Genomic DNA, 22757 nt, shown 5'->3' on the forward strand with positions numbered 1-22757 from the left:
AGGAGCCTTCACTTTATGACTCCCCTGATTTTCGTGACCGGCGGGGTCGTGTCCTCACTGGGCAAGGGCATTGCCGCCGCGTCGCTGGCGTCCATCCTCGAGTCGCGCGGCCTGAAGGTCACGATGATGAAGCTGGACCCCTACATCAACGTCGATCCGGGCACCATGAGCCCGTTCCAGCATGGCGAGGTCTACGTCACCGACGATGGCGCCGAGACCGACCTGGACCTGGGCCACTACGAGCGCTTCGTGCGCACCCGCCTGAGCCGCAAGAACTCGGTCACCACCGGCCGCATCTACGAGAACGTGATCCGCAAGGAGCGCCGCGGTGACTACCTGGGTGCGACCGTGCAGGTCATCCCGCACATCACCGACGAGATCAAGCGCAGCATCGACGAAGCCACCGCCGGCTTCGACGTGGGCCTGATCGAGATCGGCGGCACCGTGGGCGACATCGAATCGCTGCCGTTCCTGGAGGCGATCCGCCAGATCCGCAGCGAGCGCGGCCAGGAAAAGGCGGTCTTCGTGCACCTGACCCTGGTGCCGTACATCGCCGCCGCCGGTGAGCTGAAGACCAAGCCGACCCAGCATTCGGTCAAGGAACTGCGTTCGATCGGCATCCAGCCCGACGTGCTGCTGTGCCGCTCCGAGCAGGAAATCCCGGATGGCGAACGCCGCAAGATCGCCTTGTTCACCAACGTCTCCGAGCGCGCGGTGATCACCCTGCGCGACGTGGATGTGCTCTACAAGATCCCGCTGAACCTGCACGAGCAGGGCCTGGACCAGTTCGTGGTCGACCGCTTGCATCTGCCGGTGCGCAACCAGGCCGACCTGCACGAGTGGGAAGCGGCCGTGGACGCCACGGTCAATCCGCTGGACGAGGTCACCATCGCGGTGGTCGGCAAGTACGTGGACCACAAGGACGCCTACAAGTCGGTCGGCGAGGCGCTCAAGCACGGCGGTCTGCGCCAGCGTACCCGGGTCAACCTCAAATGGCTCGAATCGCAGGACATCGAGGCCAGCACCAGTGCCCTGGAAGGCGTCGACGGCATCCTGGTGCCGGGTGGCTTTGGTGACCGCGGTTTCGAAGGCAAGGTGCTCACCGCCCGGTACGCACGCGAACATGGCGTGCCGTACTTCGGCATCTGTTACGGCATGCAGGCGGCAGTGGTCGATTACGCGCGCCACGTCTGTGGCCTGGAAGGTGCCAACAGCACCGAGAACGACAAGCAGACCCCGCATCCGGTGATCGGCCTGATCACCGAATGGCGCACCGCCGCCGGCGAGGTGGAAAAGCGCGACGAGCGTTCCGACCTGGGCGGCACCATGCGCCTGGGGCTGCAGGAACAGCGCCTCAAGCCGGGCACCCTGGCACGCGAGATGTATGGTGCGGACGTGGTGTCCGAGCGTCATCGTCATCGCTACGAGTTCAACAACCGCTACCGCGCCCAGCTGGAAGACGCCGGCCTGGTGATCTGCGCCAAGTCGATGGACGACACCCTGGTGGAAATGGTCGAACTGCCGCGCGACAGGCACCCGTGGTACCTGGCCTGCCAGGCGCATCCGGAATTCCTGTCCACCCCGCGCGACGGACATCCGCTGTTCGTCGGCTTCATCCGCGCCGCGCGCGAGCGCAAGGCCGGCGGCAAGCTGCTCAAGGAAGCGCGGGCGTGAATGGCCTGGCGCCCGCCCCGCGCGTGTGGGTCGGACGGGCCGCCGTGTCCGCTGCGATCATCATGGAACGCGCTCACGCATCCGCAGGCGCCTGTGCCTGATGTCCGACGGGCAACCTCCATCGCGCGGCTTTGCCGGGCTGGGCCATCGCCAGGTGGTGGCCTGGGTCCTGCTCACCCTTGCCGCTGAATTGAATGCCTGGCACCTGCTGGTGCCGCGTCTGCAGCAACGGGTCGCCAGCGGCACGCTGGCTGCAGCCGATGCCACCGACTCGGCTGCCGCATCGACCGGCGGCCCGATGCTGGCCGTGCTGGGCGGCGCGTTGCTGGCCTGCACCCTCTACAATCGCTTCGCGCGCGTACGTGCACGACGGCCGCGAGGCCGAAGCGCGTCACATCGCGTTCTTGACCTCACTCGGCCATCGCCAGACTGGCCGCCGACCTTCATCCGATCGAAAGAGCCAAGACTGACCTCATGACCAACATCGCCAAGATCCACGCCCGCGAAATCCTCGACTCCCGTGGCAACCCCACGCTGGAGGCGGAAGTCACGCTCACCGATGGTTCCCTTGGCCGTGCGGCGGTGCCCTCCGGCGCCTCCACCGGCGCCAGGGAAGCGGTGGAACTGCGCGATGGCGACAAGACCCGCTACCTGGGCAAGGGCGTGCGCAAGGCGGTGGACAACGTCAACACCGCCATCGCCCATGCGCTCAAGGGCTTCGATGCGCTGGACCAGGAAGGCCTGGACCGCCGCCTGATCGACCTGGACGGCACCGAGAACAAGGGCCGCCTGGGCGCCAACGCGCTGCTCGGCGTGTCGCTGGCCAACGCGCATGCGCTGGCCGCCTCGAAGCGCAAACCATTGTGGCAGCACCTGGCCGACACCAGCGAATCGGACATCAGCCTGCCGGTGCCGATGATGAACATCATCAACGGCGGTGCCCACGCCGACAACAACGTGGACTTCCAGGAGTTCATGGTGCTGCCGGTGGGCTTTGATTCGTTCTCCGAATCGCTGCGCGCCGGCGCCGAGATCTTCCACGCACTCAAGAGCGTGCTCAAGGGCCACGGCCTGAGCACGGCGGTCGGTGACGAGGGCGGCTTCGCCCCGGACTTCCGCAGCAACGTCGAAGCGCTGGACACCATCCTGGAAGCGATCGGCAAGGCCGGCTACACCGCCGGCGAAGACATCCTGCTGGGCCTGGACGTGGCCTCCAGCGAGTTCCACGACAATGGCAAGTACAACCTGGTCGGCGAGAACAAGCGCCTGACCTCCGAGCAGTTCATCGACTTCCTGGCCGACTGGGTCGTGCAGTACCCGATCATCACCATCGAGGACGGCATGGCCGAGGACGACTGGGCCGGCTGGAAGCAGCTGACCGAGCGCCTGGGCAAGAAGGTGCAGCTGGTGGGCGACGACCTGTTCGTCACCAACCCGAAGATCTTCAAGGAAGGCATCGAGACCGGCACGGCCAACGCCATCCTGATCAAGGTCAACCAGATCGGCACCCTGACCGAGACCCTGGAAGCCATCGCCATGGCCCACCATGCCAACTACGCGGCGATCGTCTCGCACCGCTCGGGCGAAACCGAGGACACCACCATCGCCGACATCGCCGTGGCCACCACCGCCACCCAGATCAAGACCGGCTCGCTGTGCCGCTCCGACCGCGTGGCCAAGTACAACCAGCTGCTGCGCATCGAGGAAGCACTGGGCAAGGGCGCACGCTACGCCGGCCGCGACGCGTTCGTCTCGCTCAGGCGCTGAGGCAGCGCCATGGGCCTGGGCGGTTTCACCTTCACCCTGGGAAACTGAGATGGCCAAGCCGCGCTGGCTGCTGCTGGTGCTGGTGTTGCTGCTGGTGTTCCTGCAGTACCACCTGTGGTTCGGGCGCGGCAGCTCGGGCGAGGTGATCGCCATGCGTGCGCAGGTGGCCAGCCAGGTGCGCGAGAATCAGGGCCTGCAGCAGCGCAACGCGGCGCTGGCGGCGGAAGTGGAAGACCTCAAGTCCGGCGAGGCGGCGGTGGAAGAGCGTGCCCGCAGCGAGCTGGGCATGATCAAGCCGGGCGAGAAGTTCTATCGCGTGGTCGACACGCCCGCAGGCCAGGCCGGCATGTCCGGTGACCAGCTGCCTGCCGTCCCGCAGGCCGCGCAGGATCCGGCCCCGGCGCAGGCCGAGGGCCACTGATGCGCGGTATCTGGGTGATCGTGCCCGCGGCCGGCCGTGGGCTGCGCTTCGGTGGCCAGGTCCCCAAGCAATACCTGCAGGTCGGTGGCCAACCGGTCCTGGCCTGGACGCTGTCCACGCTGCTCTCGCACCCGCTGGTCGAGGGCGTGGTGGTGGCCATTTCGGCCGACGATCCGTGGTGGCCGGGCTGGACCGAATTCGGCGGAAAGCCGGTGCTGGCCTGCCTCGGTGGCGGCACCCGGGCGGCCTCGGTGCTGGCCGCGCTGCAGGCGCTGCCCGAGCAGGTGCGCGGCGATGACTTCGTGCTGGTACACGATGCGGCGCGGCCGAACCTGGCCGGGGCCGACCTGGAGCAGTTGATCGAACGCGGCCGCCAGGATCCGGTCGGCGCGCTGCTGGCCGCGCCGCTGCGCGACACGCTCAAGCGGGCCGGCGATGACGGCGGCGTGGACGGCACCGAGCCGCGCGAGCGGCTGTGGCGCGCGCTGACCCCGCAGATGTTCCGGCGCCTGCAGCTGACCCGGGCGCTGGACCAGGCCGCCGGCGCCGGCATCGATGTGACCGACGAGTCGATGGCCATGGAGCGGCTGGGCCTGCGCCCGCTGCTGGTCGAGGGCAGCGAAACCAACTTCAAGATCACCACCTGGGCCGATCTGGAGCGCTTTGCCTATATCGTCGGGACCCGGGGCAGGGGAGCCGGGACTCGGGGAGAGCAAGAGCAGGTGCAACAACAGCAACAGCAACAAGCCTCCAGCGCCGATTCGGCCGTCTCGGCTCTTCCGGGTCCCGGGTCCCGAGTCCCGAGTCCCGGCACCCCGTTGCGCATCGGCCAAGGCCTGGACGTACACGCCTTCGCCGCCGACGGCGACCACCTGATGCTCGGCGGTGTGCGCGTGCCGCACCGCTGTGGCGTACTGGCGCACAGCGATGGCGATGTGGTCATCCACGCGCTGTGCGATGCGATGCTGGGCGCGCTGGCGCTGGGTGATATCGGCCGGCATTTCCCGCCCGGCGACCCGCGCTGGAAGGATGCCGACAGCACCGATTTCCTGCGGCACTGCGACGGTCTGCTGCGTGCGCGTGGCTGGCAGGTGGGCAATGCCGATGTCACGGTGATCTGCGAGCGGCCCAGGGTCGGCCCCCATGCCCGGGCGATGTGCACGCACCTGGCCCAGGTGCTGGGCATCGAGGTCGATGCGATGAGCGTCAAGGCCACCACCACCGAGCAGCTGGGCTTCACCGGTCGCGGTGAAGGCATCGCCGCGCAGGCCGTGGTGCTGCTGGTGCGGGCGTGAGCTCTTCCTTCTCCCATCGGGAGAAGGTGGCGCGAAGTGAACCTGCAATTGCAGGTTCGGGATGAGGGTACGGGCGAAGCCACGCATACCGGATTCGGCATAGGCGTTGCCCGTGTATCCTCACCCCGGCATCCTCTCCGTGGTGAAGGAGAGGGGCTTTGAACTGCAAGGTCCATGACCGAGACATCTCTTCTTCCCCGCGCCTATGGTCCATCCGTGCTGAGTGCGGCATTCCGCAGCCAGCCCGAAGATTTCCAGGTCGTGGAGATCGACAGCTTCGCCGCCCATGGCGAGGGCGAACACCTGCTGCTGACCCTGCGCAAGCGCGGCCTGAACACCTCAGAGGTCGCGCGCCGGCTGGCGCAATGGGCCGGAATCGGCGAGGTCGGCATCGGCTACGCCGGGCTGAAGGACCGCCATGCGGTCACCACCCAGCGCTTCAGCGTGCACCTGCCCAGGCGCGTGGCGCCGGCGCTGGCGGCCCTGGCCGGCGGCCCGCTGGAGATCGTCGATTCGGCCTGGCACAACCGCAAGCTGCCGCGCGGGGCGCTGGCCGGCAATCGCTTCACGCTGGTGCTGCGCCAGGTCCAGGGCGAGCGTTCGGCCATCGAAGCTCGGCTGCAGGCGATCGCCGATCGCGGCCTGCCCAACTGGTTCGGCGAGCAGCGTTTCGGCCGTGGCGGCGGCAACGTCAACCAGGCCCTGGCCATGTTTGAAGGACGCCGGGTCAGGCGCGAGCAGCGCTCGATCCTGCTTTCGGCCGCACGCTCGGAACTGTTCAACCGGGTGCTGGCCGCGCGCGTGGCCGACGGCAGCTGGGAGCGCGGCCTGGATGGCGAGGTCTGGATGCTCGCCGGCAGCCGCAGTGTGTTCGGCCCGGAACCCTGCAGCGACACCCTGGCCCGGCGCCTGGCCACGTTCGACATCCATCCCACTGGCCCGCAAGGGGGGCAGGGCGAGCTGCGTGCGCAGGGCGTGTGCGCAGCCCTGGAGTTGCGCGTGCTGTCAGAAGCTGACGGCCCGGCCCTGCGCGCGGGCCTGGAGGCGGCGGGCCTGAAGCAGGAGCGCCGCGCCCTGCGCCAGCAGGCGGTCGATCTGCGCTGGACCTGGCTTGATGGGCAAACGCTGGAGCTTGGGTTCGCCCTGGCGCCGGGCAGCTATGCCACCGCGCTGCTGCACGAACTGGGGCCGGTGCGCGAGGCCAACCGCAGCGCATGAAGGGCAACGGCTTTGGTCTTTCGTATCGGCCGCGCGCAACGATTCCTGATCGAAAAGCGAATGAACGGCTAACATTTGGCTAATTGCGACTTAATCTGGCCACGCCAGTCTGGCGCCATGTCCTGGATCCCCACCGCCTCCCTTGTCCCGCTGGAGGGACGTTTCGCGCGCGCCGAGCTGGTTCAGGCGCACCATCCGCAGCGGTCCGTGGTGGAGGCGTTCATCGCCCAGGTCTACCGCGACCGCCATGGCGCGCAACTGCACAGTTTCCTGCCTCATCTGCTGGCCTATCGCGACAGCGAAGGGCAGCTGCTGGCGGCGGTGGGCCTGCGGCTGGGCCAGGAGGGCCCGATGTTCGTCGAGCAATACCTGGATGTCCCCGCCGAGACACTGCTGGCCTCGCGGCAGCTGGCCGAGGGCGTGCAGCGCCGCGACCTGGCCGAGGTCGGCAGCTTTGCTGCATCGACCCCGGGCGCGGCGCGCGAACTGATCCTGCAGCTGACCTGCACACTGCATGCCGCACACGTGCGTTGGGTTCTGTTTGCCGCCACCCGCCAGCTGCGCAATGCGTTCGACCGTCTGCATCTGTCGCTGACCGAGCTGGCCGAGGCGCGCGCGGACCGGCTGCAGGGCGATGCAAGCGAGTGGGGCCGCTATTACCAGGCCCAGCCCAGGGTGATGTGCGGCAACGTGACCTCCGGCTACGGCTACGTCATGCGCCAGGCCGAACAGGCCCGTGCCGAGCCGGTGGCGGACGCCTCGGGATTTTGCCTGGCCGTGTCGCTGTGAGTGCGCCGGTCTCACAGGCCTTGTTCGATGCGCTGCGCGGGGTCCCGGAGCGGGTCATCGTCGCCGATGGCGGTATCGGCGATGCGGCCTTGGCCGGGCGCGTGCGCAGCCTGGCCGAGCGCCTGCAGCGCGCCGGCACGACCTGCATCGCCAGTCGCCTCGACAACGGGGTGGCCTGGCTCGAACTGGACCTGGCCCTGCACCTGATCGACGGGGTGCACGTGCCGCTGCCGACGTTCTTCTCGGCCGAACAGGTGGACCATGCGCTGGCGTCCAGCGGTGCGCAGGCGGTGATCGTGGCCGAAGCCACGCCGCTGCCGGGCGGTGCCCCGGCGCTCGGGCCGCTGCTGGCCGGCACCGGGCTGGCCGGCTGGCGGCTGGCTGCCGATCGCCCGGTCGCGCTGCCAGCCGGGACCGCCTGCGTCACCTACACCTCCGGCACCACCGGCCGGCCCAAGGGCGTGTGCCTGGATGGTGCCAGCCTGCTGACCGTGGCTGGCTCGCTGGTGCAGGCCTCCAGCGCCATCGCCCCGCGCCGCCACCTGTGCCTGATGCCGCTGTCCACGCTGCTGGAGAACGTCGCCGGGCTCTACGCCGCGCTGCTGGCCGATGCCCAGATCGCGCTGCCGTCGTTGAGCGAGATCGGCTACACCGGTGCCTCCGGCCTGGACGTGCCCACCCTGCTCGGTTGCCTGCACCGCTACCAGCCCGAGAGCGTGATCCTGGTGCCGCAGCTGCTGCTGGCGCTGGTGATGGCAGCCGAACAGGGCGCGCCGTTGCCGGCCTCGTTGCGCTACATCGCGGTGGGCGGGGGCCGGGTCGGCCCGGCGTTGCTGGCACGCGCCCAGGCGCTGGGCCTGCCGGTGTTCGAAGGCTATGGCCTGACCGAATGCGCCTCGGTGGTGTGCCTGAACCGGCCCGGGGCGCAGCGCGCCGGCAGCGTCGGCCAACCGCTGCCACATGCCCGGGTGTCCTTCGATGGCGGCGAGATCCTGGTCGATGGCGTGCGCGCGCTGGGCTACCTCGGCGGTGAAGCGCTTGCGCCCGGGCCGGTGCGGACCGGCGACCTGGGCCACCTGGACGGCGAGGGTTTCGTGCACATCACCGGCCGCCGCAAGAATGTGTTCATCACCTCCTTCGGGCGCAATGTCTCGCCCGAGTGGGTCGAAAGCGAGCTGCTGCAGCACCCGGTGCTGGCCCAGGCGGTGGTCTGGGGCGAGGCCCAGGCCGACAACATCGCCGTGCTCTGGCCGCGCCGGCCCGACGCCGATGACGCGCTCATCGCCCAGGCCCTGGCCGAGGTCAACGCCGGACTGCCCGACTACGCGCGGGTGGCGCGATTCGTCCGGGCCCGGGCGCCGTTCACCGCCGCCGACGGCCTGCTCACCGCCAACGGCCGCCCGCGCCGCGAGGCGATCCTGTCCCGCTACCAGTCCGAGGTGGATGCCTGCTATCGCCGCCCGGCTACCATCCCCGCTTCCGGAGTTGCCGCATGACCTTTCACGACACATTGCTCGAGCAGACCCAGGCCGAACGCGCCGGCCTGCTGTCCGTGCCCATCCTCAAGGCCGCGCTGGCCGGCCAGATCGCCCGCGAGGACTATGTGGCCTTCCTCGGCCAGGCCTACCACCACGTGCGCCACACCGTGCCGCTGCTGATGGCCTGCGGCGCGCGCCTGCCGGCCCGGCTGGAATGGCTGCGGGCCGCGATCGGCGAATACATCGGCGAGGAAATGGGCCACCACGAGTGGGTCCTGGACGACCTGGTCGCCTGCGGCGCAGACCGCGCCACCTGCGCCGCTTCGCAGCCGTCGCTGGCCACCGAGCTGATGGTCAGCTATGCCTACGACACCATCGCCCGCGGCAATCCGGTGGGCTTCTTCGGCATGGTGCTGGTCCTGGAAGGGGCCAGCGTGGCCCTGGCCACCCGCGCGGCCAACACCATCCAGACCGCCCTGGGCCTGCCGCGCAATGCCTTCAGCTACCTGCTCTCGCATGGCGAGCTGGACGTGGAGCACACCGGATTCTTCGAAGGACTGATGAACCGCCTGGACGACGAAGCCGATCGGCAGGCCGTGATCCACGCCGCGCGGCGCTTCTACGTGCTCTACGGCGACATCTTCCGCACCCTGCGCCGCGACGGCATGCGCCTGGCCCAGGCCGCCTGATGGACCTGCGCGGCAAGAACGTGATCGTGACCGGCGCAACCGGTGGCATCGGCGCGGCGCTGTGCGCGGCGCTGGTGCAATCGGGCGCACAGGTGCTGGCGGTGGGACGCAATCCGGCGCGCCTGGCGGCGCTGGCCGCGGCCCAGCCGCAGGGTCGGGTGGTGACCGTGGTCGCCGACCTGTCCGGGCCCGAAGGACGGGCGCGGCTGGTCCAGGCCGCACGGGAACAGCCCACGACCCCGGCGCTGCTGGTGCTGGGCCATGCACAGAGCGCGTTCGGCCTGTTCGGCCAGCACAGCGCAGCGGAGCTGGAGAACGTGCTGCACACCAACCTGGTGGCCCCCGCGCTGCTGGTCCATGCGCTGCTGCCGGTGCTGACCCAGCATCCGCAGGCGGCGGTGGTCGCGATCGGCTCCACCTTCGGCAGCATCGGTTTTCCGGCCTTTGCCGGTTACAGCGCCAGCAAGTTTGGTTTGCGCGGCCTGTTCGAGGCCCTGGCCCGGGAGTACGCCGAGAGCCCGGTGCGTTTCCAGTACCTGTCGCCGCGCGCCACCCGCACCGCATTCAATTCGGCCCGCGTCGATGCGCTCAATGCCGAGCTGAAGACCCGCTCGGATACGCCCGAGGAGGTTGCCCGCCAGCTGGTCCGGGCCATCGAGCGCGGTGATCTGCGGCGCCAGCTGGGCTGGCCGGAGAAACTGTTCGCGCGCCTCAATGGCGCCTTGCCCGCGCTGGTCGACCGCAGCCTGCGCGCCCAGCTTCCCATCATCCGGCGCCACGCCAGCCGTCAGGCGCCGGTCACCCTGGAGGAACCGATCCATGAACCGTCTTCGCGCTGACGCGCTGCGCGTGCTCGGGCTGGGCGCGCTGTTGCTGCTCGCCGGCCTGGCCCAGGCCGCCGCCCAGGCCGTGTCGCCGGCCGTGGCCCAGATCCGCGACCGCTGGGCGCAGATCAACTACCAGGTGCCCAAGTCCGAGCGCCAGGCGGCTTTCGAGGCCCTGGCCGGGCAGGCCGCGCAGGCGCGCCAGGCCCAGCCCAGGGATGCGGCGACGCTGATCTGGGAGGGCATCGTGTTGTCCAGCTGGGCCGGCGAGAAAGGCGGCATGGGCGCGCTGAGCCTGGTCAAGCAGGCAAGGGCGGACTTCGAAGCGGCGCTGAAGCTCGATCCCGACGCACTGGATGGTTCGGCCTATACCAGCCTGGGCGCCTTGTATTACCAGGTCCCAGGCTGGCCGCTGGGCTTTGGCAACGATGACACCGCGCGCCAGATGCTGCGCAAGGGCCTGGAGATCAACCCCGACGGCATCGATGCGAATTATTTCTATGGCGACTTCCTGCGTGACCAGAAGGACTGGGCGGGCGCGGCGGCGGCCCTGCAGAAGGCCCTGGCCGCGCCGGCGCGCCCCGGGCGGGCGCTGGCCGACAGCGGCCGGCGCCAGGAGGCCGAGGCGAAACTGAAACAAGTCAACGCCCACCTTGCCGGCCGCTGAGCCGACCCGACAGAGACTGGGCCCATGCGCATCCTGCTGGTTGAAGACGACGTTTCGCTGGGCCAGGGCATCTGCATCGCGCTGCGGCGCGAGGCCTTCGCGGTGGACTGGGTACGTGACGGGGCCAGTGCCCTGGCCGCGATCAACGATGGCGGGGTGGACCTGGTCCTGCTCGACCTGGGCCTGCCGCGGGTGGACGGCATCGAGGTGATCCGCCAGGTCCGGGCCCAGGACAGCGATGTTCCCATCCTGGTCCTGAGCGCGCGTGAGCGCGCCGCCGATCGCACCCTGGGCCTGGATGTCGGCGCCGACGACTACCTGGGCAAGCCGTTCGATACCGCCGAGCTGCACGCCCGCATCCGGGCCCTGCTGCGGCGCAGCGCCGGCCGTGCCAAGCCGGCCCTTGACTCGGGCCCCCTGCACCTAGATCCGGCCCGCCTGACGGTGACCTGGCAGGGCCGGGGCGTGGATCTGACCCGTCGCGAATTCGCCCTGCTGCGCCTGCTCATGGAGCAACGCGGCCGCCCGCTGGGCCGCGAGACGATCCAGCAGCACCTGTATGGGTGGAACGAGGACGTGGCCAGCAACGCGGTCGACGTGCATGTCCACCAGCTCCGCCGCAAGCTCCATCCTTCAGTGGTGCGCACCGTGCACGGGATCGGCTACGCCTTCGACCAGGACGCGGTGGCGCGTGCCGGCGAGACGCCTGCTTGAATTCGATCCGGCGCGTACTGCTGGTTGCGCTGATCGGCCTGCTCTCGATCCTGATGGCATTGGCGGCGGCATTCAGTTACCGAGCCGGTCTGCAGGAAGCCGGCGAAATGTTCGATGCGCGCCTGGTGCAGTCGGCCCGGGTCCTGGTCGGTCTGGTCGACGAGTCGCTGGCAGATCTTGCCGAGCATCCCGGCGAACCCATCGTGCTGCATGGTTGGCACGGTCGGGTGGAAGGGGTCGGCGAGGCGTTGGCGTTTGCGGACGGGCATGCCTACGAAACCAAGCTGGCCTTCCAGATCCGGGACGCCCAGGGGCGGCTGCTGCTGCGTTCGGACAGTGCGCCGGTGCAGGCCTTCGCCCCGCTGCGGCCCGGCTTCACCGACCAGCGGATCGATCAGGCGACCTGGCGGGTGTTCACGCTGCGCTCGCCGCAAGGGTGGTGGTTCCAGTCGGCCGAGCATGCCGACATCCGCCAGGAGCTGGCCGCGGACATCGCCATGGCCACCCTGGTTCCGCTGCTGGTGGCATTGCCGCTGATGGCCGCGCTGATCTGGATCGTGGTCCGGTGGGCGACCCGGTCGCTGGTCCGCGTCTCTGACCAGATCGGCGAGCGCGATCCCGAACGGATGTCGCCCCTGGAATTTTCCAACCTGCCCGCTGAAGTCCACGGCCTGGTGCGTGCGGTGAACGGACTGTTGCAGCGGCTGGATTCGGCACTGGCGCGGGAGCGTCGCTTCATCGCCGATGCGGCGCACGAATTGCGCACGCCGATCAGTGCGCTCAAGGTGCATGTGGCCAACCTGCTCCAGGCCAGCAATGACGATGAGCGGGCTGAGTCGCAGCAGCATGTGGAGGCCAGCGCCAGCCGGCTCGAAAAACTGGTCGCGCAGCTGCTGGCGCTCAGTCGCGCCGAGCAGGGCCCGCAAGCGCACAGGCCGGCCTTGCTGGACCTGGACACCGTGGTCAGCATGGAGGTGGAGGACGTGCGGGCGCTGGCGCGGGCCAAGGGCCAGGTCCTGGCCCTGTCGCTGGCAGGGGTGCAGTTGCGCGGCGATGAGTTCACGCTGGCGCTGCTGGTGCGCAGCCTGGTGGAAAACGCGGTGCGCTATACGCCCGAAGGCGGTTGCATCGCAGTCTCGACCCAGCTGATGGCCAACGTTGCGATGATCTGCGTCGAGGACTCCGGGCCGGGCATTGCCGAGGAAGCCCGTGAGCGGGTGTTCCTGAGGTTTCATCGCGAACTGGGAACCGGCGTGGAGGGCAGTGGCCTTGGCCTGTCCATCGCCAACGAGGTGGTGATCGCGCACGGCGGGCGCATCGAGCTCGGCGTGTCCAACACGCTCGGCGGGCTGGAGGCAAAAGTCCTGCTCCCGCTGACCTGCGGCACCTGCCCTGGCTAGTACCGTAGCCCGGAGATAACGGAACATGGTGAAAGTGATGGATTCAAGCCCTGGGCTTGAAGACGCGCTTTCACGTTTCGATATCTTCGGGTTGCGGTACCAGGCATCGCCCTGACGAACCAGGCGCCTGCGCAGGGGCACGAACACCGCTCACCGGCCTGAACCAGGCGCCATGGCCATGCAGGCCCGCTCGGGCCCCTCAGCGCGCGCCCAGCAGCACCACCACCGCGCCGGTGCCGCCCTGGGCCGGGGTGGCCGAATGGAACGCCAGCACATCGCTGCGGTGGCGCAGCACGCGGTCCACCACGTTCTTCAGCACCGGAATCTCGGCCTGCGAGCCGAGTCCCTTGCCGTGGATGATGCGCACGCAGGCGCTGCCGCTGCGCTGGGCATCGCGCAGGAACTGGCACAGCGCGGCTTCTGCCTGGGCGGCGGTGGCCCCGTGCAGATCCAGTTCGTCCTGGACCGAGAACTGGCCGCGCCTGAGCCGGTTGAACACGCCCACCGGCAGCGCCTGGACCCGGTGCGAAAGCACATCGCCGGCACCAATCGGCATGGCCTGCAGCGCCCGGCGGAATTCGCTGGCCGCGGCCCGTTCATCGGCCTGGGCCATGCGTGCCAGCGGGCGCGGCCGCGGCTTGCGCGGCGGCGTGGGCGCGGGCGCGATGCGCCGCACCTGGCCAATCGCCTCGCGGAACAGGCGGGCCTGGTCGTCTTCGTCGCCTGCATCGCTCATGGCTTGCAGGTTACGTCGGATGTGGCCGGGTGCAAGGGCGAAGCGTCCGGGTCGATCCGGTATCATCGACGCGCACCATCGAAGGAAGCCAAGTGCGCGTACTTGTATCGAACGACGACGGCGTCGACGCCCCCGGAATCCGGATCCTCGCCGAAGGCCTGCGCGGCGCCGGGCACCAGGTGTGGGTGGTGGCCCCGGACCGCGACCGCTCCGGCGCCAGCAATTCGCTCACCCTGGACCTGCCCATCCGCATCCGCCAGCTGGACGAACGCACCATCCGCGTCAACGGCACGCCCACCGACTGCGTGCACCTGGCCCTGACCGGCATGCTGGACTTCGATCCGGACATCGTGGTGTCCGGGATCAACAACGCGGCCAACCTGGGCGATGACGTGATCTATTCGGGGACCGTCTCGGCGGCGATGGAAGGGCGTTTCCTGGGCCTGCCGGCGGTGGCCGTCTCCCTGGTGACCCGCGACCACATCGCCCAGCATTACCAGACCGCCGCGCGCGCCGCGGTGGAGATCGTGGCCCGGCTCAAGTCCGATCCGCTGCCGGCCAACACCATCCTCAACGTCAACGTGCCGGACCTGCCGTGGGAACAGGTGCAGGGCTTCGAGGTCACCCGCCTGGGCAACCGCCACCGTTCCGAGGCCTGCATGCCGCAGAACGATCCGCGCGGCGGCACCGTCTACTGGATCGGCCCGGCCGGCCCGGAGCAGGACGCCGGCATCGGTACCGATTTCCACGCCGTGCGCAGCGGCTGCATCTCCATCACCCCGATCCACGTCGATTTGACCCGCTACCAGGCGCTGGAAACGGTGGCCAGCTGGGTCGGCGGGCTGAGCGCAAGCCTGGAGTCGTCGGCATGACCCTGCGGCTGCGGGTGCACCTTGGGCAGGCCAGCGGCTCGGGCATGACCTCCCAGCGCGTGCGCGACCGCCTGGTCCAGCGCCTGCGCGCGGCGGGCATCGCCGACGAGAATGTCTTGGACGCCATCGGTACCGTGCCCCGGCATCTTTTCGTCGACGAAGCCCTGGCCACGCGTGCCTATGAGGACACCGCCCTGCCGATCGGCCACAGCCAGACCATTTCCCAGCCGTGGGTGGTGGCGCGCATGACCGAAGTGCTGCTGGCCGGCCGCAATCCGAAGACCGTGCTGGAAGTGGGCACCGGCTCGGGCTACCAGGCCGCGGTGCTGGCCGCGCTGGGGCTCGAGGTCTACACGGTCGAGCGCATCGGCGACCTGCTGCGCCTGGCCCGCAAGCGCCTGCGCCAGCTGGGCATGAACGTGCGCAGCAAGCATGACGACGGCCGCGTCGGCTGGCCCGAGCATGCGCCCTATGACGCCATCATCGTCACCGCGGCCGGGCCGGCGCTGGTGTCGGCCCTGGTCGAACAGCTCGCGCCCGGCGGCTGCCTGGTGGCGCCGGTCGGCGGCGCCGCGGCGCAGGAACTGGTGCAGGTCACCCGCGATGCCGACGGGCAGCTGCAGCAGGCCACGCTGGCCCCGGTGATGTTCGTGCCCCTGCTGTCGGGAACCCTGGACTGATGCAGGTGTTCGCACCGCTGTATGCGCGCACCATTGCCTGGTCGCGCCATCGTCATGCCCCGCGCCTGTTGTTCGGGTTGAGCCTGATCGAAGCGATCTTCTTCCCGGTGCCGCCGGAAGTGATGCTGGCGCCGATGTCGCTGGCCCACCCCCGGCGCGCGTTCTCCTTTGCCGCCACCAGCCTGGCCGGCTCGCTGCTGGGGGCGCTGGCCGGCTATGGCCTGGGCCATTTTGCCTATCACGCGGTGCAGCCGTTGATCGACGCAATGGGCTGGCGGGCGGCGGTCGATGGGCAGGTCGCGCAGCTGCGCGAGCTGGTGGCCCATTCCCCCCGGCGCGCCTTCTGGCTGCTGGTGCTGGCCGGATTCACCCCGATCCCGCTGAAGATATTTACATGGGCCTCAGGCATCGTCGGAGTGCCGCTGCTACCGTTCATCGCCGCGATGGTGGTGGGGCGCGGCAAGCGGGTGTTCTTGGTCGCCCTGGCGCTGCGCCTGGGCGGGGTGCGCGCCGAGGCGGCGCTGCGGCGCTGGATCGAACCGGTCGGCTGGATCGCCAGCGTGTTGCTGCTGGCGGTGGTGGGTTACCTGGTGTGGAGAGCTGAGTACGGATGAACAAGCGCATGGACCTGGCCGTTTCCTTTAAAGCGCGTGCCGCGCAACTGGGGCTGGTCGCCGGCGCAGCGTTGCTTGTGGCTGCGTGCAGCAGCACGGTCACCCGCACCGGCAGCGCGTCTCCCGGTCGTGGGACGAGTGCTTCGGCCAGCGCGCCACGGGCGGTGTCCAGGCCCAAATATGGCCAGAGCGCCACCGTCCAGCGCGGCCAGACCCTGTACCGCATCGCCACCGACAACGGCATCGTGCCGAGCGACCTGGCCGCCTGGAACGGCCTGGCGCCGCCGTACACGATCTATCCGGGCCAGTCCCTGAAGCTGTATCCACCCGGTGGCGCCGCTGCGCGCGGTTCCGCCGGCACGAGCGTGGCCAGCGGCCGTGCGGCCAGCGCATCCGCCAGCGGCACGGCCGCGGCCGCCGCGCCGATCAAGAGCGACATCAAATGGCGCTGGCCGGCCGACGGCCAGCTGGTGGGTCGGTTCGTTGCCGGCGATGCCACCAACCAGGGCGTGGACATCGCCGGCCATGGTGGCGATGCAGTGCGGGCCGCGGCCGACGGCGTGGTGGTGTATTCCGGCGCCGGCCTGGTGGGTTACGGCGAACTGATCATCGTCAAGCACAGCGAAGCCTGGCTCTCGGCCTACGGTCATAACCGCAAGCGCCTGGTCAATGAAGGCCAGAATGTCAAGGCCGGCCAGCAGATCGCCGAGATGGGCCGCAGCGGTGCCTCGCGCGACATGCTGCACTTCGAGATCCGCTACAACGGCAAGCCGGTCGATCCGCTGGGTTACCTGCCGGCGCGGTAAGTATCCGCTGCGGCGACGCGGCCCGGCGGCGCGCGGCTCAGGCCTGCAGGATGAACCCGGCCACCACCCGCCGACCCTCACCGGCCAGGATATGGAAGGTGCGCGCGGCGGCGGCATTGGCCATCACTTCGATCCCCACCCCCCGGGTCAGGCAGGCGGCCATGGCCTCGGCCGGCGGGAACACCTGGCGCGCGCCGGTGCCCAGCAGGACGATTTCCGGCTCCAGCGCCAGCAGCGGCTGCAGGGCGGCCGGATCCAAGGCCTCGGCGGCCACGGCCGGCCAATCGGTCTGCAGGACCGATGGGGTCAGGATGAAGCTGCGCTGCAGGACCTGGTCGTTGACCGTGGCGCTGTGCCCGTTGGCCGTGCGCAGGCTGTAAGGGTAGTCGGGGCGTTCGTGGCTGAGCTGCATGGAGGGGCTCCGCAAGAATCGGACGGCCGACCCTGGCGAGGCCGGCAGGCCGGAAGGCGCCGGCGGCTCGGTCAGGCGCGCGGCAGGACGATGGTGCGCTTGTCGCGGCTGGGCCGGTACAGGATGACCACGTGGCCGATGCGCTGGACCACGGCCGCGCCGGTGCGCTGGGCGATCTGCCCGATCATCGCCTCCCGGGCCTGGCGGTCCTCGGCGGCCAGCTTCACCTTGATCAGCTCATGGCGTTCCAGCACTTCTTCCAGCCCGGCAAGGAAAGCCTCGCTCAGGCCCTTGTCCCCGGTCTGCAGCACGGCCTTGAGCCCGTGGGCCTGCCCACGCAGGAAACGGTTCTGGGCGGCGGTCAGGGCAACGGACATGCAGACGGGGCTTTCAGGTGACGAGGGGCGTTCAGCGTATCATGGGCGCCATCCCCACCTTGAATCGCGCGGCCTGGCAGGTCGCCGTTTTCGCAACCATGGCCAAACGCAGTCAAAGCAGCCAGCGCTGGCTCAAGGAACACTTCGCCGACCCCTATGTCAAACGGGCGCAGGCCGAGGGTCTGCGCTCGCGTGCGGCGTACAAGCTGGAAGAGCTGATCGAACGTGACCGCCTGCTCAAACCAGGCATGGTCGTGGTCGATCTGGGCGCGGCCCCGGGCGGCTGGTCGCAGTACGTGCGTCAGGCCATGGGCGGGCAGGGCCGGGTCGTGGCAATGGACATCCTGGAGATGCCCTCGCTGGCCGGGGTCGACTTCCTTCACGGGGACTTCAGGGAGCAGGTCGTGTTATCCCGGCTGGAGGCCATGCTCGAAGGCCGGCAGGCGGACCTTGTGCTTTCCGACATGGCCCCCAATAAAAGTGGTGTGGATGCGGTGGACCAGCCGAGAATGATGCATCTGGCCGAACTGGCGATCGATTTCGCCGATGGCCATCTCAAGCCCGGTGGTGCGTTCCTGATCAAGCTGTTCCAGGGCGTGGGGTTCGATGATTACATCCGTGACATGCGCCGGCGCTACGAGCGCGTGGTGATCCGCAAGCCGGACGCCTCGCGCAAGCGGTCGCCGGAGGTTTACGCACTGGGGCAGGGAAAGCGCAGCCTGCCCCAGTGAAGCCGGCCTCGAGCCGGCACGAATATCCGCGTTAACGTAGTGACACAGCCAGGGGAATACCGAGGCCCATGAGGATGAACGACTTGACCAAGAATCTGCTGCTGTGGGTCGTAGTGGCGGTAGTGCTCATGGTGGTGTTCCAGAGTTTCTCGCCGCGCATGGGCGCCGGCCAGGGCAGCGGCCAGACCACCTACACCCAGTTCCTGCAGGAAGTGAACAACGGCCAGATCAGTTCGGTCGACTTCACCAACAAGGGCGATCTGAAGACCAACGCGATCAGCTACAAGCGCAGCGATGGGACCCAGGGCATGGTCTACGGGCCCAAGGACGACAGCCTGATCAACCAGCTGATCAACAAGGGCGTCAACGTCACCCAGCAGGAGCCGGACAGCGGCATCTCGCTGGGCGTGATCCTGCTCAACTTCCTGCCCGTGCTGCTGATCATCGGCTTCTGGATCTTCATCATGCGCCAGATGCAGGGCGGTGGCGGCGGGGCCAAGGGCGCGATGTCCTTTGGCAAGTCGCGGGCCAAGCTGCAGGGCGAAGATCAGGTCAAGGTGACCTTCGCCGATGTCGCCGGCTGCGATGAGGCCAAGGAAGAGGTCAGCGAACTGGTCGAATTCCTGCGCGAGCCGACCAAGTTCCAGAAGGTCGGGGGCAAGATCCCGCGCGGCGTGCTGATGGTCGGCCAGCCCGGGACCGGCAAGACCCTGCTGGCCAAGGCCATCGCCGGCGAAGCCAAGGTGCCGTTCTTCTCCATCTCCGGTTCGGACTTCGTCGAGATGTTCGTCGGCGTCGGCGCCAGCCGCGTGCGCGACATGTTCGAGCAGGCCAAGAAGCACGCCCCGTGCATCATCTTCATCGACGAAATCGACGCGGTCGGCCGCCATCGTGGCGCTGGCCTGGGCGGCGGCCATGACGAGCGCGAGCAGACCCTGAACCAGCTGCTGGTGGAGATGGACGGCTTCGAGGGCGGTGAGGGCGTGATCATCATCGCCGCGACCAACCGTCCGGACGTGCTGGATCCGGCGCTGCTGCGTCCGGGCCGCTTCGACCGCCAGGTGGTGGTCGGCCTGCCGGACGTGAAGGGCCGCGAGCAGATCCTCAAGGTCCACATGCGCAAGCTGCCGCTGGCCGATGACGTGGTGCCGATGACCATCGCGCGCGGCACGCCGGGCTTCTCCGGCGCGGACCTTGCCAACCTGTGCAACGAGGCGGCGCTGTTTGCCGCGCGCCACAACGAGAAGGAGGTCCGCATGGATCACTTCGACCGGGCGCGCGACAAGATCCTGATGGGCGCCGAGCGTCGCTCGATGGCCATGAGCGAGGACGAGAAGACCCTGACCGCCTACCACGAGGCCGGCCACGCCATCGTCGGCCGCCTGATGCCCGAGCACGACCCGGTCTACAAGGTCACCATCATTCCGCGTGGCCGCGCGCTGGGCGTGACCATGTATCTGCCTGAAGGCGACAAGTACAGCTACAACCGTACCGCGATCGAGTCGCAGCTGTGCTCGCTGTACGGCGGCCGCGTGGCCGAGGAGTTGGTGTTCGGCGCGGACAAGGTCACCACCGGCGCCTCCAACGACATCGAGCGGGCGACCAAGATGGCCCGCAACATGGTCACCAAGTGGGGCCTGAGCGACCAGATGGGGCCCATCGCCTATGGCGAGGAGGACGACGAGGTGTTCCTGGGCCGTTCGGTGACCCAGCACAAGAGCGTCTCGGACGACACCGCACGCAAGATCGACGAGGTGGTCCGCGCGATCCTGGACAATGCCTATCAGCGCACCACCAAGATCCTGAGCGACAACCTGGACAAGCTGCACACGATGGCCAGGCTGTTGCTGGAATACGAAACCATCGACGTGCCGCAGATCGACGCGATCATGGAAGGTCGTGATCCGCCGCCGCCGATGGGCTGGGCCAAGGCCCCGACCAAGGGCGACAACGACGGCGGTGGCACGCCCAAGCGTCCGCTGCCACCCATTGCCGGACCGGCTGCGCAGACCTGAGCCAGCGGCAAGGTGGAGCGCAAAGGCCGGGCAGCGTCCCGGCCTTCTCGTTTCCGGGCGCGGACGCTGGGTCGGCGGTCGACGCTGTAGCCGCGCGTTGCGCTTGTGCGCCGGGCGGCCACGATACCGACGCGGCGTGGCGCGCATGGGATGGGCGCCGCGCCGTTGCTCCTGAATGGCTGCAGGTTGCGCGGCAAGCCCGGTCTCTTTATGATGCGCTGCTGCGGCACGGTGTGATGCCGGTGGTCCTTTTGTGGACGACCTTTCCCCTGTGTGCCGCGACCAACGTTTCAGGTATGCCGGACGCTTCGAGGTGAAGCCTTCCGCTGGCCAGAAGCCTGGGCTCGTAGAGGTGCGATGGCGCCTCCACATCCAGCGTCATCGGACAAGGGCCCGTTCGGGCCCTTTTCGGTTTCTGGAACAAACACAGGACGAGATCTTCAGCGACGTGAGCGACAAGGCAACCGAGATTGCAGAGCTGCTGCAGCCCACCGTCCAGGCCCTGGGCCTGGAGCTGCTGGGCGTGGAATACCTGCCGGCCGCCGGCAATGCGACCCTGCGTCTGTACATCGACGTGAGCCAGGCCGAGCGCCAGACCCGCGTGGTCAACATCGAGGACTGCGAGGCGGTCAGCCGCGAAGTTTCCGCCCAGCTCGATGTCCAGGACCCGATCAACGACCACTACACCCTGGAAGTGTCCTCGCCCGGGGTCGATCGCCCGCTGTTCAACGCAGCGCATTTCGCCCGTTTCATCGGCGAAGAGGTCAAGGTGGTGCTGAAGCTGCCGCAGGAAGGGCGCCGCCGCGTGCAAGGCCACATCGTCTCGGTCGAAGGTGACCGCATCACCCTGGCCTTCGACAACCGCCAGCTGACCTTTGCCGCCGACAACCTGGACAAGGCGCGGCTGATGCCTGACTGGGTGGCGCTGGGCATGGCGCCACAACCAAAGAAGAACATCGGTGCAGGCAAGCCCAGGAAAAAGCCTGCCGCGCCGAGGAAGCTGCATTGATGACAACCCAACCCAACGACGGCCTCAAGGGTCGCGCGCGGAGTGAAAGATGAGTAAGGAATTGTTGCTGGTGGTGGACGCGGTCGCCAACGAAAAAGGCGTCCCGCGTGAAGTGATCTTCGACGCCATCGAAGCTGCCCTGGCCTCGGCCGCCAAAAAGCGCTATCCCGAGCAGGATGTGCTGATCCGGGTGACCATCAACCACAAGGACGGCACCTACGAGACGTTCCGGCGCTGGGAAGTGGTGGCCGACGATGTGGTCATGGAGTCGCCGGACCGGCAGATCCGCCTGATGGATGCGGTGGAGGAGGCCGAGGGCGTGGCGGTAGGCCAGTACATCGAAGAAAAGATCGAAAACCCCGATTTCGGCCGGATCGCCGCCCAGGCCGCCAAGCAGGTCATCGTCCAGCGCGTGCGCGAGGCCGAGCGTGCCCAGGTCGTGGACGCCTGGAAGGATCGGGTGGGCGAGCTGGTCACCGGCATCGTCAAGCGTGCCGAGCGCGGCAACATCTACGTGGACCTGGGCGGCAACGCCGAGGCCTTCATCTCCAAGGACAAGGGCATTCCGCGCGACGTTCTGCGCGCCGGCGACCGCGTCCGCGGCTATCTGTACGACGTGCGTTCCGAGCCGCGCGGCCCGCAGCTGTTCATCAGCCGCGCCGCGCCGGAATTCATGATGGAGCTGTTCAAGCTGGAAGTGCCGGAAGTGGGCCAGGGCCTGGTCGAGATCAAGGCCTGCGCACGCGACCCGGGCGACCGCGCCAAGATCGCCGTGCTGGCCCACGACACCCGGACCGATCCGATCGGCGCGTGCATCGGCATGCGCGGTTCGCGCGTGCAGGCGGTGAGCAACGAGCTCAACGGCGAGCGCGTGGACATCGTGCTGTGGAACGAGAACCCGGCCAACTTCGTCATCAATGCCATGGCGCCGGCTGAAGTCCAGTCGATCATCGTCGACGAGGAACGTCATTCGATGGACCTGGCAGTGGCCGAGGATCGCCTGGCCCAGGCGATCGGCAAGGGCGGCCAGAACGTGCGTCTGGCCAGCCGGCTGACCGGTTGGCAGCTCAACGTGATGACCCAGGACCAGGTCTCGGCCAAGTCCGAGGCCGAGCAGGCCGTGGCCCGCCAGCTGTTCATCGACAAGCTGGAAGTGGATGAGGAAATCGCCGCGATCCTGGTGTCGGAGGGCTTCAACACCGTCGAGGAAATCGCCTACGTGCCGGTCGGCGAACTGCTGGCGGTGGAAGGCTTCGACGAGGACATCGTCGAGGAGCTGCGCGCCCGTGCCCGCGATGCCTTGCTCAACGCGGCCCTGGCCGAGGAAGAAGGTGCCGAGGACGAAGGTCCGGCCGCCGACCTGCTGGCCCTGGAAGGCATGGACGAGGACACCGCCCACGCGTTGGCCAGCCATGGCGTGAAGACCAGCGAGGACCTGTCCGACCTGGCCGCCGACGAGGTCGTCGAGTTCGGCATCGAAGGGCTGGACGAGGCGCGCGCGGCCACGTTGATCCTGGCCGCACGCGCCGAGGAGATCGCCCGACTGGAGCGCGGCCAATGAGCCAGCCA

The 22757-nt window shown here is 68.7% G+C and carries 24 protein-coding genes and 1 pseudogene; 22 read left to right on the forward strand and 3 right to left on the reverse strand.

Features of this window, described 5'->3' with window-relative positions; translation table 11 throughout:
- Positions 1-15: 15 nt before the first annotated feature.
- From pyrG to D9R12_RS00755, 14 genes and pseudogenes are all read left to right on the forward strand, one after another.
- A complete protein-coding gene (pyrG, locus tag D9R12_RS00695) occupies positions 16-1674 on the forward strand; it encodes a CTP synthase (protein WP_122227002.1) in 1659 nt (552 codons plus the stop codon).
- A gap of 100 nt (positions 1675-1774) precedes the next feature.
- Positions 1775-2152 (forward strand): hypothetical protein, encoded by a 378-nt coding sequence (locus D9R12_RS15510; RefSeq protein ID WP_147475033.1) that lies wholly within the window; start codon positions 1775-1777, stop codon positions 2150-2152.
- The gene (gene eno, locus D9R12_RS00700; RefSeq protein WP_122227004.1) at positions 2149-3441 is read left to right on the forward strand and encodes a phosphopyruvate hydratase; all 1293 of its coding nucleotides are present in this window, start codon (positions 2149-2151) and stop codon (positions 3439-3441) included. The genes D9R12_RS15510 and eno overlap by 4 nt, the downstream gene beginning before the upstream one ends.
- 49 nt (positions 3442-3490) lie before the next feature.
- Positions 3491-3862, forward strand: coding sequence for a cell division protein FtsB (gene ftsB, locus D9R12_RS00705; RefSeq protein ID WP_014160954.1), 372 nt, complete (start codon positions 3491-3493; stop codon positions 3860-3862).
- Positions 3859-4671: pseudogene (ispD, locus tag D9R12_RS00710) on the forward strand (2-C-methyl-D-erythritol 4-phosphate cytidylyltransferase); the annotation flags it as partial. The gene ftsB and the pseudogene ispD, both read left to right, overlap by 4 nt.
- A gap of 9 nt (positions 4672-4680) precedes the next feature.
- Positions 4681-5157, forward strand: coding sequence for a 2-C-methyl-D-erythritol 2,4-cyclodiphosphate synthase (gene ispF / locus D9R12_RS00715; protein ID WP_122227626.1), 477 nt, complete (start codon positions 4681-4683; stop codon positions 5155-5157).
- A 174-nt stretch (positions 5158-5331) separates the two neighbouring features.
- Positions 5332-6375: a tRNA pseudouridine(13) synthase TruD gene (truD, locus tag D9R12_RS00720; protein WP_122227006.1), complete on the forward strand. Its 1044-nt coding sequence runs from the start codon at positions 5332-5334 to the stop codon at positions 6373-6375.
- Positions 6376-6492: 117 nt separating this feature from the next.
- Positions 6493-7164, forward strand: a complete 672-nt coding sequence (locus tag D9R12_RS00725) for a thermostable hemolysin (RefSeq protein WP_122227008.1) — start codon at positions 6493-6495, stop codon at positions 7162-7164.
- The gene (locus tag D9R12_RS00730) at positions 7161-8660 is read left to right on the forward strand and encodes an AMP-binding protein (RefSeq protein ID WP_122227010.1); all 1500 of its coding nucleotides are present in this window, start codon (positions 7161-7163) and stop codon (positions 8658-8660) included. The genes D9R12_RS00725 and D9R12_RS00730 overlap by 4 nt, the downstream gene beginning before the upstream one ends.
- The gene (locus tag D9R12_RS00735; protein WP_122227012.1) at positions 8657-9331 is read left to right on the forward strand and encodes an iron-containing redox enzyme family protein; all 675 of its coding nucleotides are present in this window, start codon (positions 8657-8659) and stop codon (positions 9329-9331) included. Before D9R12_RS00730 ends, D9R12_RS00735 begins: the two co-directional genes overlap by 4 nt.
- The gene (locus tag D9R12_RS00740; protein ID WP_122227014.1) at positions 9331-10170 is read left to right on the forward strand and encodes an SDR family oxidoreductase; all 840 of its coding nucleotides are present in this window, start codon (positions 9331-9333) and stop codon (positions 10168-10170) included. The genes D9R12_RS00735 and D9R12_RS00740 overlap by 1 nt, the downstream gene beginning before the upstream one ends.
- The gene (locus tag D9R12_RS00745; RefSeq protein ID WP_122227016.1) at positions 10151-10822 is read left to right on the forward strand and encodes a tetratricopeptide repeat protein; all 672 of its coding nucleotides are present in this window, start codon (positions 10151-10153) and stop codon (positions 10820-10822) included. The genes D9R12_RS00740 and D9R12_RS00745 overlap by 20 nt, the downstream gene beginning before the upstream one ends.
- Before the next feature lie 24 nt (positions 10823-10846).
- Positions 10847-11536, forward strand: a complete 690-nt coding sequence (locus D9R12_RS00750; protein ID WP_014160946.1) for a response regulator — start codon at positions 10847-10849, stop codon at positions 11534-11536.
- A 17-nt stretch (positions 11537-11553) separates the two neighbouring features.
- Positions 11554-12936: an ATP-binding protein gene (locus tag D9R12_RS00755; RefSeq protein WP_043291180.1), complete on the forward strand. Its 1383-nt coding sequence runs from the start codon at positions 11554-11556 to the stop codon at positions 12934-12936.
- Positions 12937-13135: 199 nt separating this feature from the next.
- Here D9R12_RS00755 and D9R12_RS00760 read toward each other — a convergent pair whose 3' ends face one another.
- Positions 13136-13672: a Smr/MutS family protein gene (locus D9R12_RS00760; RefSeq protein ID WP_122227018.1), complete on the reverse strand. Its 537-nt coding sequence runs from the start codon at positions 13670-13672 to the stop codon at positions 13136-13138.
- A gap of 92 nt (positions 13673-13764) precedes the next feature.
- Between D9R12_RS00760 and surE the strand changes: the two genes are divergently transcribed.
- Genes surE through D9R12_RS00780 form a run of 4 tightly spaced genes read left to right on the forward strand, consistent with a single transcriptional unit; the run spans position 13765 to position 16644 of the window.
- Entirely contained in the window at positions 13765-14544 is a 780-nt protein-coding gene (gene surE / locus D9R12_RS00765; protein WP_122227020.1) for a 5'/3'-nucleotidase SurE, read from the forward strand.
- Positions 14541-15224 carry a protein-L-isoaspartate(D-aspartate) O-methyltransferase gene (locus tag D9R12_RS00770; protein ID WP_122227022.1) on the forward strand — a complete coding sequence of 228 codons (684 nt, stop codon included), beginning with the start codon at positions 14541-14543 and terminating at the stop codon, positions 15222-15224. Before surE ends, D9R12_RS00770 begins: the two co-directional genes overlap by 4 nt.
- On the forward strand, positions 15224-15838 hold the full coding sequence (locus tag D9R12_RS00775) for a YqaA family protein (protein ID WP_122227024.1): 615 nt from the start codon (positions 15224-15226) through the stop codon (positions 15836-15838). Before D9R12_RS00770 ends, D9R12_RS00775 begins: the two co-directional genes overlap by 1 nt.
- Positions 15835-16644 (forward strand): peptidoglycan DD-metalloendopeptidase family protein, encoded by an 810-nt coding sequence (locus D9R12_RS00780; RefSeq protein WP_122227026.1) that lies wholly within the window; start codon positions 15835-15837, stop codon positions 16642-16644. Before D9R12_RS00775 ends, D9R12_RS00780 begins: the two co-directional genes overlap by 4 nt.
- Before the next feature lie 37 nt (positions 16645-16681).
- Here D9R12_RS00780 and D9R12_RS00785 read toward each other — a convergent pair whose 3' ends face one another.
- Together D9R12_RS00785 and yhbY are read right to left on the reverse strand one after the other, a co-directional pair.
- The gene (locus D9R12_RS00785; RefSeq protein WP_122227028.1) at positions 16682-17056 is read right to left on the reverse strand and encodes an Mth938-like domain-containing protein; all 375 of its coding nucleotides are present in this window, start codon (positions 17054-17056) and stop codon (positions 16682-16684) included.
- 71 nt (positions 17057-17127) lie between these two features.
- Positions 17128-17433, reverse strand: coding sequence for a ribosome assembly RNA-binding protein YhbY (gene yhbY / locus D9R12_RS00790; RefSeq protein ID WP_014160938.1), 306 nt, complete (start codon positions 17431-17433; stop codon positions 17128-17130).
- Between the two features lie 98 nt (positions 17434-17531).
- On the opposite strand from yhbY, the gene rlmE reads away from it, so the two are divergent.
- The 4 genes from rlmE (at position 17532) to nusA (ending at position 22749) form a co-directional block, all read left to right on the forward strand.
- Positions 17532-18164 (forward strand): 23S rRNA (uridine(2552)-2'-O)-methyltransferase RlmE, encoded by a 633-nt coding sequence (rlmE, locus tag D9R12_RS00795; protein ID WP_014160937.1) that lies wholly within the window; start codon positions 17532-17534, stop codon positions 18162-18164.
- A gap of 74 nt (positions 18165-18238) precedes the next feature.
- Positions 18239-20179, forward strand: a complete 1941-nt coding sequence (ftsH, locus tag D9R12_RS00800; protein WP_043290515.1) for an ATP-dependent zinc metalloprotease FtsH — start codon at positions 18239-18241, stop codon at positions 20177-20179.
- Positions 20180-20627: 448 nt separating this feature from the next.
- Complete coding sequence (gene rimP / locus D9R12_RS00805; RefSeq protein WP_122227030.1) at positions 20628-21188, forward strand: ribosome maturation factor RimP; 561 nt, start codon at positions 20628-20630, stop codon at positions 21186-21188.
- A gap of 49 nt (positions 21189-21237) precedes the next feature.
- On the forward strand, positions 21238-22749 hold the full coding sequence (gene nusA, locus D9R12_RS00810) for a transcription termination factor NusA (RefSeq protein WP_043290514.1): 1512 nt from the start codon (positions 21238-21240) through the stop codon (positions 22747-22749).
- Positions 22750-22757 lie beyond the last annotated feature (8 nt).

Origin of the sequence: Pseudoxanthomonas spadix (assembly GCF_003703395.1) — a bacterium.
In the GTDB taxonomy this organism is placed as follows: Bacteria; Pseudomonadota; Gammaproteobacteria; order Xanthomonadales; family Xanthomonadaceae; genus Pseudoxanthomonas_A; species Pseudoxanthomonas_A spadix.